The sequence below is a fragment of the Aeromonas sp. QDB54 genome, from assembly GCF_027707385.1.
GTDB lineage: Bacteria > Pseudomonadota > Gammaproteobacteria > Enterobacterales > Aeromonadaceae > Aeromonas > Aeromonas hydrophila.
Genome location: NZ_JAPCIT010000022.1, coordinates 1 through 14,975, shown reverse-complemented (window position 1 = coordinate 14,975; position 14,975 = coordinate 1). Strand labels below are relative to the sequence as shown.

Sequence of the window (14,975 nt, the reverse complement as noted above, 5' to 3'; positions counted from 1 at the left end):
AGGGCGGGAGCGGGGCGATGAGAGTGGAACACCCGGTTCCCAGAGAGACCATAGCAGAGCGGCACAGAAACAGGAGTGGCGCCGCATCACATCTTTCCGCTAGCCCGGCCCCCACTGTGCAATTTGATAGCCGGCTCCCGTTTTTTGACCTGCCGGAGCCACAGGCGCACAATTCCCCTGCATGCATTCAACCGAGGGCTCTGCCGTGTACAACTTCCAATATGCCAATCCTACCCGCGTCTGTTTCGGTGAAGGCCAGATCGCCAGGCTGCCGGAGCTGATCCCGGCCGGCAGCCGTCTGCTGGTGCTCTACGGCGGTGGCAGCATCAAACAGAACGGGGTCTATGAGCAGTTGACTCAGGCGCTGGCGGGACGGGAGTGGCTGGAGTTTCCCGGCATCGGCGCCAACCCCCAGTACGATCAGCTGATGGAGGCGGTGGCCCTGGTCAAGCGCGAGCGCATCGACTTCCTGCTGGCGGTCGGCGGTGGTTCCGTGGTGGATGGCAGCAAGTTCGTGGCCGCCGCGGCCTGCTTCGAGGGGGCGGATCCCTGGGAGATCCTGCTGCACAAGGCCCCCATCAAGGGGGCGCTGCCACTGGGCTGCGTGCTGACCCTGCCGGCCACCGGCTCGGAAAGCAACCCGGCCGCCGTGGTGAGCCGCGGGGAGGCCAAGCTCTCCTTCATGAACCCGCTGGTGCAGCCGGTGTTTGCGGTGCTGGATCCCACGACCACCTACAGCCTGCCGCCGCGCCAGGTGGGCAACGGGGTGGTGGATGCCTTCGTCCACATCATCGAGCAGTACCTCACCTTCCCGGTGGGGGGCGAGGTGCAGGACCGGCTGGCCGAAGGCCTGCTGCAGGTGCTGGTGGACAACGGTCCGCGCGCGCTGACGGAGCCCACCAACTACCAGGTACGCGCCAACCTGATGTGGGCGGCCAGCCTGGCGCTCAACGGCCTCATCGGTCGCGGTGTGCCGCAGGACTGGTCTACCCACGCCATCGGTCACCAGCTCACCGCCCTGCACGGGCTGGATCATGCCCAGAGTCTGGCGGTGGTGCTGCCCTCCCTGCTGCGGGAGCAATCGGCCCAGAAGCAGGAGAAGCTGGCCCAGTTCGCCGAGCGGGTATGGCACTCCAGCCGCGAGGACAAGGCGCTGCGCATCGAGGAGGCGATCATCCGCACCGAGCAGTTCTTCCAGCAGATGGGAGTGGGCACCCGCCTCGCCGACTACGGTCTGAGCGAGAGCTGCATCCCCGGCATCTGCTCCAACCTCAAGCGTTTCGGGCTGACCGCCCTCGGGGAGCAGCAGGACATAGATCCGGACAAGGTAGCCAGGATCCTGTCCCACGCGCTTTAAGTCAGGGGACTCGCGCCTCGCAATCAGAGTGGCGCGGATCCTTTCTCACACGCCCTGATCATCTGGCTGTCGAGCAGAAAAAAACGCCCCGATCATCGGGGCGTTTTGCATGGTGTCACCAGGCGCGGCCGTTTATCCGGCGCTGCGGTCCAGCTCGCGCTCCAGCGCTGCCGCCTTCTGGCGGGCCGGGTGAGTGTTGAGTCGCTGCCAGTAGGCCTCAAGGTGCGGGAACTGGGCCAGCTGGCCGCTTTGCGCCAGCAGATCCACCAGGAAGGAGTTCAGGATGTCGGCGCCGGTGAGGCGATCGGCCACCAGATAGCGGCGGCTTGCCAGCACCTCATCGAGGTAGCCCAGCACCTTGGCGCACTCGGCCTTGGCGTAGTCCGGCAGGAAGCGCATCGGGCTGCCGTCCTTGCGCACGAACATGTCGAGCAGCAGCGGCAGAATACCCGAGCTCTCGGCGAAGTGGAGCCACTGCAGATACTCGGCATACTCCGGGCTATCGGTAGCCGGTGCCAGCCGTTCCGGGGCGTGGCGGGCGATCAGGTACTCGGTGATGGCACCGGATTCCGCCAGTACCCGGCCGTCGAACTCGATGACCGGCGACTTGCCGAGGGGGTGGATGGCCTTGAGCTCGGGCGGCGCCAGAAAGGTGGTGGCATCGCGCTGATACGCCTTGATCTCATAAGGCAGGCCCAGCTCTTCGAGCAGCCAGATGATGCGCTGGGAGCGGGATTTGTTCAGGTGGTGCAGGACTATCATGGAAACCTCGACGCAGTGACGGAAGGCGGTGATACGCAGCGGTGCGGTGGCAGGTTCACCGCTGGCCAAAAAGAGCGGGCTGGATGCCCGCTCCTGCGTTGACTGACTCAGGCCTCCAGCGCCTGATCCAGATCCGCCAGTATGTCCTCGATGGCCTCGATCCCCACCGACAGCCGGATCATCTCAGGCTTCACTCCGGCCTTGGCCTGCTCCGCCTCGCTCAACTGGCGATGGGTAGTGGAGGCGGGGTGGCAGGCCAGCGACTTGGCGTCGCCGATATTGACCAGCCGCTTGAAGATCTTGAGCGCATCGTAGAAGCGCACGCCCGCTTCATAACCATCCTTCAGACCGAACGAGAGGATGGCCGAGGGGCGGCCGGCCATGTATTTCTCCGCCAGCAGGTAGTGGGGGTGACCCGGCAGACCGGCGTAGCTGACCCAGGCCACCTTGGGGTGATGCTTGAGGTGATGGGCCACCCGCAGGGCGTTATCCACGTGGCGCTCCATGCGCAGGCTCAGGGTCTCCAGCCCCTGCAGCAGCAGGAAGGCGTTCATCGGCGCCAGCGCCGCGCCGGTATTGCGCAGCGGCACGGTACGCACCCGCCCGATGAAGGCGGCCGGGCCAAAGGCCTCGGTATAGACTACCCCGTGATATGAAGGTTCGGGTTTGGTGAGTTGGGGGAAGCGCTCGGCGTGATCCGCCCAGGGGAACTTGCCCGAGTCGACGATGACGCCACCCAGCGAGTTGCCGTGGCCGCCGACGTATTTGGTCAGGCTGTGCACCACGATATCGGCGCCGTGTTCGATGGGTTTACACAGCACCGGAGTGGCGACCGTGTTGTCGACGATGAGCGGCACGCCGCGGGCGTGGGCCACCTTGGCGAAGGCCGCCAGATCGACGATGTTGCCAGCCGGGTTGCCGATGCTCTCGCAGTAGACCGCCTTGGTCTTGTCGTCGATGAGGGCGGCGATGGCCTCGGCGCTGTCATCCTTGGCGAAGCGTACCTCGACCCCGAAGCTCGGCAGCATGTGGGCGAACAGGGTGTAGGTGCCGCCATAGAGCTGGGGGGTGGAGACGATGTTGTCGCCGGCGGCGGTCAGCGCCTGGATGGCGTAGGTGATGGCGGCGGAACCCGCCGAGACCACCAGGCCGGCGATGCCCCCTTCCAGCGCGGCCATCCGTTGCTCCAGCACATCGTTGGTGGGGTTCATGATGCGGGTGTAGATGTTGCCTGGCACCGTCAGATTGAACAGATCCGCCCCGTGCTGGGCGCTCTCGAACTCGTAGGCCACCGTCTGGTAGATGGGCACGGCAACGGCCTTGGTGGTGGGGTCGCTGGCAAAGCCGTGGTGCAGGGCCAGGGTCGCATCTTTCATCACACACTCCTTGTTGGATGTTGCTGGGTAGCAGTTATAGATGGATAGACGTCCAATCTATCAGGCCCAGCGCCGATGTAAACCACCCAATCCGGCAAAGCAATTGCGCCCGCTGGCGAACTGCGCCCTCCCTTGTGCGATCCGGGCGAGGGGGGCTCAGAGGCGGCGGCGATACTCCCGATCGTCGATCTGCTGCATGTCCCACTGCATCAGGCGGTTGAGCTGGCTCATGGGATCCTCGATCAGGGTCAGCGGTCTGGGCAGGATCCGCTTGAAGTAACGGCGCAGGATCTGCTGGATCCGGTTCGGTTTGATGGGGTTGGCGTGGCTCATGATGGTGCTCCTCTGCTGTGGTTCTCACGTTCGCCAGCAGTATTGAGCTAAAATGAGGAAGTAAAAACTGATGACTTTCAGCAACAGGATTTCCTCTTTTATGCCCACCAGCCGCCTTTACCAGCAATTCCAACGGCTCGCCCAGCAGCTTGGCTGCGACGAGCGGGAGATCAGCCTCGCCGAGGTGGCGGATCTGCTCTGCTGCACCCCGCGCAATGCCCGCCTGCTGCTGCGCCGCATGCAGGATCAGGGTTGGCTCAGCTGGGCGGCGGAGGCCGGGCGGGGGCGACGCTCCCGGCTCACCCTGCTGGACAACCAGGAGAGCCTGACCCGGCGCCGGCTGCGGGATCTGCTCAGCCAGGGCCAGCTGGCGCAGGCGGTACGGCTGGCCGAAGATCGCCTCGATCTGCTCACCCCGCTGCTGATCGAGCAGCTCGGCCAGGCCACTCGGGAAGGGCGCCAGATCCTGCGGGTGCCCTACTACCGGCCGCTGCCGCGCCTGCTGCCCACCGGCCCGCTGCGCCGCTCTGAAATCCACCTGAGCCGCCAGATCTTCAACGGCCTGACCCGGCGAAATGAGGAAAATGGGGAAATCGAGGGGGATCTGGCCCACCACTGGGAGTGTCTGGGCCCCTGCCACTGGCGCTTCTACCTGAGGCCGGCGGTACGTTTTCACCACGGCCGCGAGCTGGTGGTGGAGGACGTGGTGGAGAGCCTGCTGGCCCTGCGGGATCGCCCGCTGTTCGCCCATCTGGCGCGGCTGGAGAGCCCCTGGCCGCGCACCCTGGATCTTCATCTCGACAGTCCGGATCCTCTGCTGCCCCAGCTGCTGGCCGAGCCGGTGGCGGCCATCCTGCCGCGCGAGCTCAAGGGGGAGGCGGGCTTTGCCTTGCAACCGGTGGGCACCGGCCCCTACCGGGTGACCGCCAACGACCCGCTGCAACTGTGCCTCGAGGCATTCGACGACTACTTCGGCCTGCGCGCCCTGCTCGACGAGATCGACATCTGGATGCTGCCGGAGCTGGCGGAGCGGCTGGAGAGCCACCTGCAACTGGGGCGCGACAGCCCCGAGCTCGGCACCATGCGCGGTGAGTCGGAGCTGGAATCCGGCTGCTACTTCCTGCTGCAGGACGACAGATCCGCCCCCTTGCAGGATCCCGCCCTGCGCCAGTGGCTGGCCGGCATGCTCAACCCCATTGCCCTGATGGCGCGGGTCGCCCCCGAGCTGCAGCGGGGCTGGACCAGCGCACTTGGCCTCTTGCCCCACTGGCGCGAGGCCCAGCCGGCCCCGCTGCCGACGCCGAAACAGCTGCCGCGCCAGCTGGTGCTGGCCTGCTTCAACCAGCACCTGGAATTCAACGAGTGTGCCAACGCCATGAGCAGCCTGCTGGCAGAGCAGGGGATCCGGCTCGAGGTGCGCACCCTGGATTACGGCCGCTGGGTGAGCGGGGCGGACGAGGACGTGGATCTCTGGCTCGGCACTCTCAACCTGGAGCACGAACACGCCTTCGCCCCCTACGCCTGGTTGCAGGGCACCCCGCTGCTGCGCAAGGTGTGGGGCAGCCAGCAGCGTCTGTGGCAGGGGCTGACGCAGTGGCGTGCCAGCGGTGAGGAGCCGGGGCCGCGCGCCCTGCTGGCAAGCGTGCAGCAGCAGGGCTGGTTCGTACCGCTGTTTCACCACTGGCTGGAGCTGGAGAGCCGGGTCGGCGTGCACGGGGTGCGGATGACGGCGCTCGGCTGGTTCGATTTTCGCAGCGCCTGGCTGCGCCCGGAGCTGGCCGTCGGCGCCGGCGACACGACGGGGGAGCTTGAGTCCAAAGGCGGGCCGCGTTAGCCTGAGCGCGGTCCAACGACAAGGAGTCGATATCCATGCTGGAAATGCAGATCCAACCCCGTTTTCAAGAGACAGATGCCCTCGGCCACATCAACAACACGGTGCCGGCGGTCTGGTTTGAATCGGCCCGCGACCCGCTGTTTCGCATCTTCTCCCCCGAGCTGGATGTGCACAACTGGCATCTGATCATCGCGGGCTACACGGTGCAGTTCAAACGGGAGCTGTTCTACGGCCAGCAGGTATTGATCAAGACCGGGGTCCGCCGCATCGGCTCCAGCTCCTTCACGCTCTGGCAGGAAGCCTGGCAGGGGGACGAGCTGGCGGTGACCGCCGAAACCACCCTGATCCATTTTGACTACCAGTCCCGCCAGTCCATCCCCCTGAGCGATCGCCACCGGGAGGGGCTGCGGGCCTGGCTGATAGAAAGCTAACCTTGGCCCACCGGCCAATCACAGGACACTTATGCGCAATACCGTGATCGCCCTGAGCCTCGGCTTGGGACTGGGGCTCTGCTCCCTGCCTTCCGTGGCGGCCTCCCTCGCCGAGCAGTTCTCCCTGATGGAAAAGGGGGCCGAGAGCGCCCTCGATACCCGTCTGTTCAGCCACGATGGCGTCGACATCAAGGCCTGGGTGGATGGCGCTCCCGTCATCATCGCCGTGCCCATCATGAATGAGCAGGGCAAGCTGGAAGGGGAGAGCCGCTACTACTTCAAGGGCGGCAAGCTGTTCGGGGTGAAGGAGCCCGCCGCCCAGTTCGCCTTTGACGACAGTGGCAAGCTGACCCAGTGGCTGGACGACAAGGGGCAGCCCGCCGAGTTCGTCAGCAAGATGAGCATGCAGCAGCGGGAAGTCTGGCTCACCAAACGGGCGGCCGAGCTGGGCCAGCTGTTTGCGCCGAGCGCCGCCGAACAGAAGGTGGCCAAGGGGGGCGTCAAGCTCAAGGGGGCCGAGCTGGCCCACTGGCTCTGCAACGGCAAGCTGATGGCGCTGGCCGGGGGTGACAAGGTGACCTTCGAGCAGGCCAAGCTCAAGACCCGCGCCGAGGGCATCGAGGGGGAAGTCTCCCTGCGCCAGGAGAAGGGGTGGCAGGATCTGAGCCTCAAGTGCGAGGTGCAGGGTACCCAGGTGATCCGCCTCACCTGGCAGCCGCTGCCGGGCGCCAACAAGCCGCTGTAAGTACGGTAGTAGCAAAGCGAGGGGGCCCAGATGCGGGCCCCCTTTTCATTGCGGTGACGGCTCGCCCAGCCTGAGCCGGGTGAGGGCTTCCACCCGTCGCCACTGGTCGGGCTCGAACCAGCGCGCCAGGATCTCCGGTTGCTGTTCGGCCCGGCGCTCGGCGGGCAGGGGCTTGAGTTCGGCCAGATAGCCGGCCAGCTGCTGCTCGAACCCCTGCTGGTTTTGCGTCAGTTGATGCAGCCGGTCCGCTGCCTCCGGCCCCAGCTGCTCGCGCAGTACGGCGTCACGCTCGGTTGCCGGCAGCCGCTCCAGACTCTGCAGGTCGCCGAGCAGGCGGCTGTTGGCCTCCGCCTCCCGAAACCACTGGGGCTGCTCCGCCAGCCAGAGCTCGAGCTCGCTCGCCAGTAGCGGCTTGTCGACATCGCCAGCCTCCGCCAGCGCCTTGCGGCGCAGGGTCCACTGCTCCATCAGCCGATCTTCGGCAAACAGTTGCTCCTGCTCGGCCGGGGTGAAGCTCTGCTGGCGCAACTGCTCGCGCTCGTCGAACAGCACCTGCAGGCTGGCCAGGCCCGGATCGGTCGGTACCGTCAGGCTGCCCTCGGCGGCGAGAAAGGCTTCATAGCGGGCCTGCAGCGAGTCCTCATCGGGCGAGGGGGCCGCTTGCCGGGCCAGGGGGGAGCTCGGCCCTGCCTCTTGCGCTGGGGGAGCGGCCGAGGTGGAGCTTGGGGCGGGCCACAGCTGCCAGCCCCCCAGCAGCAGGGCCGCTCCCAGCGGAGCAGCCATCAGCCATGCCTTGTTCATAGTCCCAGTCTCTGCAGGCGGTTGGCGTGCTGGCGATAGAGGCTGACCGGGTCGGTCTCAAACAGGTGGCGAATGCCGAACGACTGGTTCACCTCGTCCAGGTGGTTCATCCGGTAGTCGGTGCCGATCACCTTGCCGAGGTGGCTGCTGCACACCCCGACCAGGCCGTCGTTGGGCTCCTTGAAGAAGCTGCCGGTCAGCGCCAGCGCCGGATCCACCGGATCCAGGATGTTGGTCATGGTGCCGCGCCCGCTCCAGGAGAAGTAGTAGACCCCGTTGGCGGCCTGCATGGGCCCTTCGCCGCAGTACTGGCTGGGCAGCCCCTCCGGGTAGCGCTGGTTGAAGCGCTGGGCGCCGGCGCTGGTGAGGGCGTCGAGGGCGGCGAGGGGATCCTGCGGCAGCTGGCTGCCCCCGGAGAGCAGCGAGATGACCCCGGACAGGGCGGAGGCGGCAGCCACCGCCAGCTTCTCGGCCACCGAGCCCGGTGCCACGTTGGCGCGCACCAGATCGGCGATCTCCGAGCCGTAGTTGACCCCGCCCACGCTGGTGGCGGAGGCAACCAGCTCGGGGGCGACCGAGGCGACGTAGCGAATGGTGGGGCCGCCGTGGGAGTGGCCGATGAGGTTCACCTTGTCGGCCCCCGTGATGGCGAGCACCTGCTGTACCTGCTTGAGCAACTGCTCGCCGCGCAGCTCGGAACTCTGGGTGGCGGAGACCTGGGCCACGTAGACCATGGCGCCATCCCGGGTCAGCGCCTGGGGGATGCCGTAGAAGTAGTCGACCCCGAGCAGCTTGTCGAAGCCGAACAGACCGTGCACCAGCACTATGGGGTAGCGGGTCTGGGTATAACCTGCCGCCTGGCCCAGCATGGGCAGGGCGCACAGCAGCCCCAATAGCCATTTTTTCATCTTGTCCATCCTTGTGAATAAGGTTGCCGCAGCGGCAACCACCGGCCTCATGCCAGTACCGACCAGCATGACGGAGCGGGACGTTTGCATCTGTGCAAATGATCACCAAACAGACAGATTCAAAAAAGCCCTACCCATATGGGCAGGGCTGTTGGCGGTGCCGGCACAACTATCCCTTGTGTTCGCCGCTCACATAAGTTAAATAATAATTATTATCATTTGCGGTGTTGAGGATCATGGCGGCGAGCTGGGTAAGAGGATGGGTGGGGACTGAGGAGAGCGACAGCAGCATGGTGCACTGGAAGGTGCAGACCATGAGCGGCAATCGCCACTTCGATGCCGGTGAACATGGCAAGGCACTCTCCTGCTATCAGCAGGCGCTGTGGCTGGCCCGCCAGCAGTTTACCGGCTGGCACGACGTGGACGAGGCGGTCGCCGCGCTGGTGGTGGCCCACCACAATCTGGCGGATCTGCTGATTGCCATGGCGCGGCCGGAGCGGGCGGCCGACCTGCTGTGCCACATCCACGACTGCCTGCTCGCCACCAGCCAGTCGCCGGCCAGCCCCGATCCTCTGCGGGATGCGGCCCTGCGCCACACCCGCAGCACCCATGCCGAGCTGCTCGCCTTCCTGCGCAAACACGGCAACCACGACGGCATCCGCCGCTGCCTCGGTCAGTGCCTGTGCCAGACCGGGTCCGCCCGCCAACTGCATTAATCACAATAAACAGAGGTGACCATGAGCCATACCCTGCCAGCCCTTGCCTATGCCTATGACGCGCTGGAACCCCATATCGATGCGCTGACCATGGAGATCCATCACAGCCGTCACCATCAGACCTATATCAACAATCTCAATGCCGCCCTGGCCCTTCTCCCCGAGCTGGCGGCGCTGCCGGTGGAGGAGCTGCTTGCCCGCTTCGACAGCCTGCCTGGCAAGGTGCAGGGGGCGGTGCGCAACCACGGCGGCGGTCATGCCAACCACAGCCTGTTCTGGCAGGTGATGAGTCCGCAGGGCGGCGGCGAGCCGGCCGGCGAGCTGGCCGCGGCGATCGATCGGGACCTGGGCGGGCTGGAGGCCTTCAAACAGGCCTTTACCCAGGCGGCGCTGAGCCGTTTTGGCAGCGGCTGGGCCTGGCTGGTGGTCGATCAGGGCGGCAAGCTGCAGGTCGTGAGCAGCGCGAACCAGGACAGCCCCCTGCAGGATGGACTGGTGCCCATTTTGGGGCTGGATGTGTGGGAGCACGCCTACTACCTCAAGTACCAGAACAAGCGTCCCGACTACATAGCCGCGTTTTACAAGGTGATCGACTGGAACGAGGTGGCGCGGCGTTACGTGGCGGCACTGGCCTGATCGCCGGAAATACCGAGTCCAATGAAAGAGACCCGCCTGTTGGCGGGTCTCTGCTATTGAGGGGTCGGCGCGCTGCTAGTTGGCGGCGCCGCACTGGCAGCCGGATTATCCATGGGCGTTGGCTTGCTCGGTGCAGCTTCGCTGGTGGCCGAGGCACCGCTGGTTGGTGTTGCCGCACTGGCGGCAGCCGGATTATCCACGGGCGTTGCCTCGCTCGGCACGGCGGCGCTGGTAGCCAAGGCACTGCTGGTTGCAGCCGCCGCACTGGTGGCGGTGGCAGCGCTCACTGCCGCTGCTGGCTTGGCCTTCGGCTTATGAGGGGGCGGTGCAATGGGCAGGCAGGGCTGGCTTGCCCCTATGGTGCTCAACGCCTGGCAGGGGACCGGGCCGCCGATGACGATGGGCTCGCCGAGGAACTTGGGACCCTTGTCCAGCACGTAGAGGTCGAGCAGCCCCATCAGGCGGGCGAACACCTCGCGCACCCGGGTCTTGATGCCCTGATAAGCGCTGGGGTCCACGGCGTTGAAGCCGACCGCCTCGATGCCGAAATGGCGGGCGATGAAGATGGCGCGCTCGTTGTGAAAGGCCTGCGAGACCACGGTGAAGTGGGCCTGACCGAACACCTCCTTGGCCCGCACGATGGAGTCCAGAGTCCGAAAGCCGGCGTAGTCGCTGTAGATGGCGTTGGCCGGGATGCCGGCCTGGATCAGGGCTCGCCGCATCTGGCGCGGCTCGTTGTACTGCACGGTGGCGTTGTCGCCGGAGACCAGGATGTAGTCCACCTTGCCGTTGTTGTAGAGCTCGGCGGCGGCCTTGATCCGGTACTTGAAGTAGTGGTTCGGGCTGCCGCCAATCAGGTACTTGGAGGTGCCGAGCACCAGGGCGACCCGGTTGTAGGGCACCGCATTGACGTCGTCGTAGGTGTAGTGACGGGCGTCCGAGACGGTCCACTCGCTGTAGCCCAGCAGTGTGGCGACGGAGGCCAGCAACAGGCAGAGGCAGGCGAGCAGGATCTTGGCAAACTTCTTCATGCGCGGTGCGGTTCGGGTCTGAAGTAAGAGGTGACAGAGGGTCATTCTATTACAAGTTGCCGCCGTACGTCAGGCTTGATGACCGCCGAAGACGTCACTCGGGCAGAGGTTGTCGCAGGGAGAGGTCGGCTAACTGCTTGATCCTGAGCCGATTAAAATCGTTCATAAGCAGGGGCGGCCATGGCCGCCCCTTGTCATACCCGTCTCGTCCTCAGTGGGAGGAGTCGTTGGCCTTGCACTCGTCGGAGTCCTTGTTGGCTTCCCACCAGGGCAGCAGCTCGCGGCCGAGCCACTGCTGGTAGGCCTCGCTGTCATTGGCAATCAGCTGGTCCAGCTCGGCTTCGAAGGCACTCATGGCCTGCTGCTGATCCGGGTTGCGCAGGGCCTGGGCCATGGCCAGCCAGCTGGCGCCGCGACCGGTCTCGTTCAGGAAGCGGTGCACCGTGTAGGACCAGGAGTAGACCATCTCGCCGCCCTTGTCGTAATCCAGATGCAGGATGTCGGCCAGGGCCGGACGATCGTTGGCCGGGCGGCCGGCGACGTTGTCCAGACCGCGGGCGAAGCACTGGCCGTGGGCAACGAACTCCGCCAGCCCTTCCGACCACCAGGTGGTGCGGTTGAGCGGGTAGTGGCCGAAGCTGCCGTACTGGTTGAAGCGGCCGTCCAGGTAGTGCACGTACTCGTGGCGCAGGTTCCACACCTGGAACGCTGGGCGCTTCCACTCCGCCTCGTAGGCGAAGAAGCGGGCCTGGTTGCCGGGGCGAGCCGGATCCCCTTCGAGGTAGATGCCACCGTTGTCGGTGGAGACGCCGCCGAACAGGGCACTGCCGTAGCGTTTCCAGTCGGCGGAGGAGTTGAAGACCACCAGTTCCAGCGCCTCGTTGTGATCATCCGCCACCGGCTGCCAGCCGGTTTCCATCTGCTGGTGGAACTGCTGTTCTTCGGCACCCAGTTCACGGCAGATCCCCTCGGCCTGAGCCATGGTCAGATCCTGGCCCCGCAGGCGCAGGGTCGGCGAGCAGGTGTGCTCGAACGGCAGCACGTCCTCCACCCGGACGGGGGTGCAGAGCCCGGCAAAGTCACCGCTGATGCAGGCTTCGCTAGTGCGGTCCGTGTAGGTCAGGTAGTAGGTGGAGAGGGTCAGTGACATGTCTTCCAGCAGATCCTGGCTCTGCTGACCACCGGGGATCAGGTCGTGGTGGCGAACCAGTGCGATGACGGAGTCATCCAACAGCTTGCGGTAGCCGTCAAGCTCGTCCGGGCGGGTATAGCGGGCGACCCGGTAGAGGCGGGTGTAGGCATCCAGCACGTTGTTGAGCAGGAACAGGTCTGCACCATCCCGTCCCTTCCACAACGCGAGTTCGCTCATGCCGAGGGCGTGCAGCTGCTTGCGCAGCTCGCCATCCTGCTGGCGGAAGTCGTTGGCGAAGGGGTCGCTGTAGTCGCTGGCGAAGTCGAGGAAGTTGAGCAGATCGAACAGGCCGGTCGCCCAGGCGTGCTGACCGTTGATCTCGCTGGCATGGCGGGTGCTGTAGGCCAGCATCTGGTTGAACTCGCCGAGCAGGGTGCCAAAGCGGCTCTGCACTGCCGGGCTCTTGAACTGACCGTGCAGGGCGATGCTCCAGGCACCCATGACGGCACCTACCTCGTCGCTGGCCTGCTCCGGGAAGAGCCGCGGATGGGCGCCCAGCGCCGTCAACGCCTCGGCCAGCGCCTCGGCGGCGGCCGGGCCGTCTTCCTTGTGCTTGCCGTAGTTGTGGTAGTTGTGGGCACGCACGTATTCCAGCAGCAGCTTCATGGCCGGATGGGCCGGCTGATTGGCCGCCAGCAGGCTCTGGATGCCTCGCGACACGGCCAGCAGCTTGGTGTCATCGTGACCATAGTTCTCCTGCCAGACCGGTGCGGGCTGGCCACTGGCATCCTGCACTATCTTGGCCGCTTCGGCGTCCAGCAGCTCGGTGCCCGGCAGATCCGGCTCGGAGCAGGCACGGCCGTCGGCGCGACGACAGTCGAGCTGCTCTTCCTTGCTAGCCAGCACGATGGGGCGGTTGAGCACCCGGCTCTCCTGCCACTCGGTTGTTTCCGGCAGGGTCTGCCATTCGCTGCCCCCCACCGGGTATTGATAGCCGGTGTCCTTCAAGACCACCTGCACTTCGCTGCCGGCGGGCAGGGTCTGGCGGCACACCCGGTAGCTGATGGTCTTGTCCCCTTCCTGACGGGTCTGGGGTTCATCGCACTCTTGCTGGGTCTTGGCCTGTTCCAGCAACCAGGTGTACTGGCGCCAGACGTGTAGCTCGCTCACCTGACGGGCGGCCTGGCTGCCCGCGATGGGCTGCAGGCGGAAGAAGATCTGCTCGAGGCGGCCATCCCGTTCATTGGGGGTCTCTTCCAGCACCTTCAATTGCTGCCAGTTTTGCGGCTGGTACTGCCATGCCTGCTCGGCGCAGCGACCTTCGGCGTTGGCTCGCAGCGATCCAGCTCCTGCTCGCTGTGACCCAGGATGACCCGCTCCGCCAGCGGCAGACGATCCTGACGCGGCGCGGTCGGGGTGCCTGCCAGCGGCTCCCAGCGGCCCTGCTTCATGCCGTAGCCAAAGTCATAGCTGCTGGCCGGGACGGCCTTGCCGGCCGGCACCACCTCTTCACAGCTGAGGTAGCGGATCTGCCAGCCCTGCTCGATCTTGAGTTGCGGCTCGCCGCACTGCTGTTCTGCCAGCGCAGCCAGGTTGGCATCGCTCCAGTCGAAGCGGCGATACACCCTCAGCTGCTGATAGGGGGCGCCGCCATTACGGGCGCTCAGCTCGTAGGTCACTTCGGTGAGACGATCCCCCAGCTGACGGCTGGATTCACCTTTGAGTTGATACTGTTGCCAGTCGGAGGGGGAGTAGTTGGCCAGCGCCGAAGTGGCAAACAGGCCCGGTACTGCCAGCAGCAGCAACCTGGTACCCAGATTGTTCATTTTTATCCCTTTGCTTGATTGTCTGCGTGATTGACGCGTGCAATCTAGTCAGCCCCAAAGGGATATCAACCCACCAATCAGGCCATATAAATCATTTATTTAGATTAAATCAAAACAAAGTGAGCCCCATTGGGGGCCTGGTTGATAGCAAGGACTCATCTGCCATCTGGGGGGGATCTCAGTCTGAGACCGGCAACTGTGATCAACGTCTCGTTTGAGGTTCTTTTGCCAAGCGGGGATGCGACAGTAGCAAGCTGGGGATCAAGCAGGGAAAGTGCTGATCTGCCTGTGTAGAAAGCCGAGTGTCGCAGTGAGTATCGCAGTGAAAAGGCGCCGGGCGGCAGTTGGCATGGAAATAGAGAAAAACGGGAGGGGGATTGGTGGATGGAGAGCAGTGATTAACGATGCCAGCCTAAGTGAGGCTGTGGGGGCTCATTCTTTAAAAGGCGAGCAGATCCGCCCGAGGTAATGAACAACCTCGGGCAGATGGCAGGAATGACCCGATCAGAGGTAGCTGACGGTAACGATGGCCATGTTGCTGCTGCCGGCAGACAGCTTGTACTGCATGGTGCTGCTGATGGTATTGAGGCTGCCGGCTTGCTGCAGGCTGGCCAGATCCATGGTCTGGCGCTGAGTGCCGGAATAGCAGGTCACGCTGTTGTCGGCGAAGTCGCAGGGCGCTTCGTAGATGGTTCCGGTGAAGGTGACGGAGCCATCGGCGGCGGAGGCAGTGGCAGGCAGCAAGGCTGCACCCAGCAGCATGGCTGCGGCGACAGAAGAAGCGAAACGGATGGCGCTGTTGCGAACGGAAACGGTGGAAGTGTTCATTTTTATGTCCTTTTCGTCACATGTCGTTGTACGAAAAGGGCAACGCAATCAAAGAGAATGACACAGATACAACTGATGACATCGCTCTTCTCAGATGGCAGCTCCGCTGTCTTAGGTTATGAACCCTTAGACCGGTGGCTTTGCGTCCCGACCTTTCGACCGGTTTGCCCTTTACTCTATGTTTAGGGAAGGTGCGAACAAGTCCCTGATATGAGATCATGTTTGTCATCTGGAGCCATGGAACAGGGTTCATCATGAG

General features: G+C 64.8%; 13 protein-coding genes, 1 pseudogene and 1 riboswitch. Of the genes and pseudogenes, 6 read left to right on the top strand and 8 right to left on the bottom strand.

Annotated elements, in window-relative coordinates:
- Positions 1 to 181 precede the first annotated feature (181 nt).
- Positions 182 to 1,357 carry an iron-containing alcohol dehydrogenase gene (locus PG881_RS18980; protein WP_081086414.1) on the top strand — a complete coding sequence of 392 codons (1,176 nt, stop codon included), beginning with the start codon at positions 182 to 184 and terminating at the stop codon, positions 1,355 to 1,357.
- A 132-nt stretch (positions 1,358 to 1,489) separates the two neighbouring features.
- On the opposite strand, the gene PG881_RS18975 is transcribed toward PG881_RS18980, so the two are convergent.
- From PG881_RS18975 to PG881_RS18965, 3 genes are all read right to left on the bottom strand, one after another.
- Positions 1,490 to 2,119: a glutathione S-transferase family protein gene (locus PG881_RS18975; protein ID WP_270802080.1), complete on the bottom strand. Its 630-nt coding sequence runs from the start codon at positions 2,117 to 2,119 to the stop codon at positions 1,490 to 1,492.
- 107 nt (positions 2,120 to 2,226) lie between these two features.
- On the bottom strand, positions 2,227 to 3,495 hold the full coding sequence (locus PG881_RS18970) for an O-acetylhomoserine aminocarboxypropyltransferase/cysteine synthase family protein (protein WP_270802079.1): 1,269 nt from the start codon (positions 3,493 to 3,495) through the stop codon (positions 2,227 to 2,229).
- A 156-nt stretch (positions 3,496 to 3,651) separates the two neighbouring features.
- Positions 3,652 to 3,828 (bottom strand): hypothetical protein, encoded by a 177-nt coding sequence (locus tag PG881_RS18965; protein WP_016349280.1) that lies wholly within the window; start codon positions 3,826 to 3,828, stop codon positions 3,652 to 3,654.
- 100 nt (positions 3,829 to 3,928) lie between these two features.
- On the opposite strand from PG881_RS18965, the gene sgrR reads away from it, so the two are divergent.
- Genes sgrR through PG881_RS18950 form a run of 3 tightly spaced genes read left to right on the top strand, consistent with a single transcriptional unit; the run spans position 3,929 to position 6,838 of the window.
- The gene (gene sgrR, locus PG881_RS18960; RefSeq protein WP_270802078.1) at positions 3,929 to 5,662 is read left to right on the top strand and encodes an HTH-type transcriptional regulator SgrR; all 1,734 of its coding nucleotides are present in this window, start codon (positions 3,929 to 3,931) and stop codon (positions 5,660 to 5,662) included.
- 35 nt (positions 5,663 to 5,697) lie between these two features.
- Positions 5,698 to 6,093: an acyl-CoA thioesterase gene (locus tag PG881_RS18955; protein ID WP_011704482.1), complete on the top strand. Its 396-nt coding sequence runs from the start codon at positions 5,698 to 5,700 to the stop codon at positions 6,091 to 6,093.
- A 31-nt stretch (positions 6,094 to 6,124) separates the two neighbouring features.
- Positions 6,125 to 6,838 (top strand): hypothetical protein, encoded by a 714-nt coding sequence (locus PG881_RS18950; protein ID WP_270802076.1) that lies wholly within the window; start codon positions 6,125 to 6,127, stop codon positions 6,836 to 6,838.
- 45 nt (positions 6,839 to 6,883) lie between these two features.
- Here the strand turns inward: PG881_RS18950 and PG881_RS18945 are convergent, their stop codons facing one another.
- Both PG881_RS18945 and PG881_RS18940 read right to left on the bottom strand, forming a co-directional pair.
- Positions 6,884 to 7,639, bottom strand: coding sequence for a lipase secretion chaperone (locus PG881_RS18945; RefSeq protein ID WP_270802074.1), 756 nt, complete (start codon positions 7,637 to 7,639; stop codon positions 6,884 to 6,886).
- Positions 7,636 to 8,547, bottom strand: a complete 912-nt coding sequence (locus PG881_RS18940; RefSeq protein ID WP_270802072.1) for a lipase family alpha/beta hydrolase — start codon at positions 8,545 to 8,547, stop codon at positions 7,636 to 7,638. Before PG881_RS18940 ends, PG881_RS18945 begins: the two co-directional genes overlap by 4 nt.
- Before the next feature lie 290 nt (positions 8,548 to 8,837).
- Between PG881_RS18940 and PG881_RS18935 the strand changes: the two genes are divergently transcribed.
- The gene (locus PG881_RS18935) at positions 8,838 to 9,263 is read left to right on the top strand and encodes a hypothetical protein (RefSeq protein ID WP_270802156.1); all 426 of its coding nucleotides are present in this window, start codon (positions 8,838 to 8,840) and stop codon (positions 9,261 to 9,263) included.
- A gap of 21 nt (positions 9,264 to 9,284) precedes the next feature.
- Positions 9,285 to 9,899: a superoxide dismutase gene (locus tag PG881_RS18930; RefSeq protein WP_270802067.1), complete on the top strand. Its 615-nt coding sequence runs from the start codon at positions 9,285 to 9,287 to the stop codon at positions 9,897 to 9,899.
- A gap of 53 nt (positions 9,900 to 9,952) precedes the next feature.
- Here the strand turns inward: PG881_RS18930 and PG881_RS18925 are convergent, their stop codons facing one another.
- From PG881_RS18925 to PG881_RS18915, 3 genes and pseudogenes are all read right to left on the bottom strand, one after another.
- Positions 9,953 to 10,930: a SanA/YdcF family protein gene (locus PG881_RS18925; protein WP_270802065.1), complete on the bottom strand. Its 978-nt coding sequence runs from the start codon at positions 10,928 to 10,930 to the stop codon at positions 9,953 to 9,955.
- A gap of 211 nt (positions 10,931 to 11,141) precedes the next feature.
- Positions 11,142 to 13,888 (bottom strand): annotated as a pseudogene (locus tag PG881_RS18920) (collagenase).
- A gap of 504 nt (positions 13,889 to 14,392) precedes the next feature.
- On the bottom strand, positions 14,393 to 14,716 hold the full coding sequence (locus tag PG881_RS18915; RefSeq protein ID WP_270802063.1) for a fimbrial protein: 324 nt from the start codon (positions 14,714 to 14,716) through the stop codon (positions 14,393 to 14,395).
- A gap of 93 nt (positions 14,717 to 14,809) precedes the next feature.
- Positions 14,810 to 14,895: riboswitch (cyclic di-GMP riboswitch) on the bottom strand.
- Between the last annotated feature and the right edge of the window lie 80 nt (positions 14,896 to 14,975).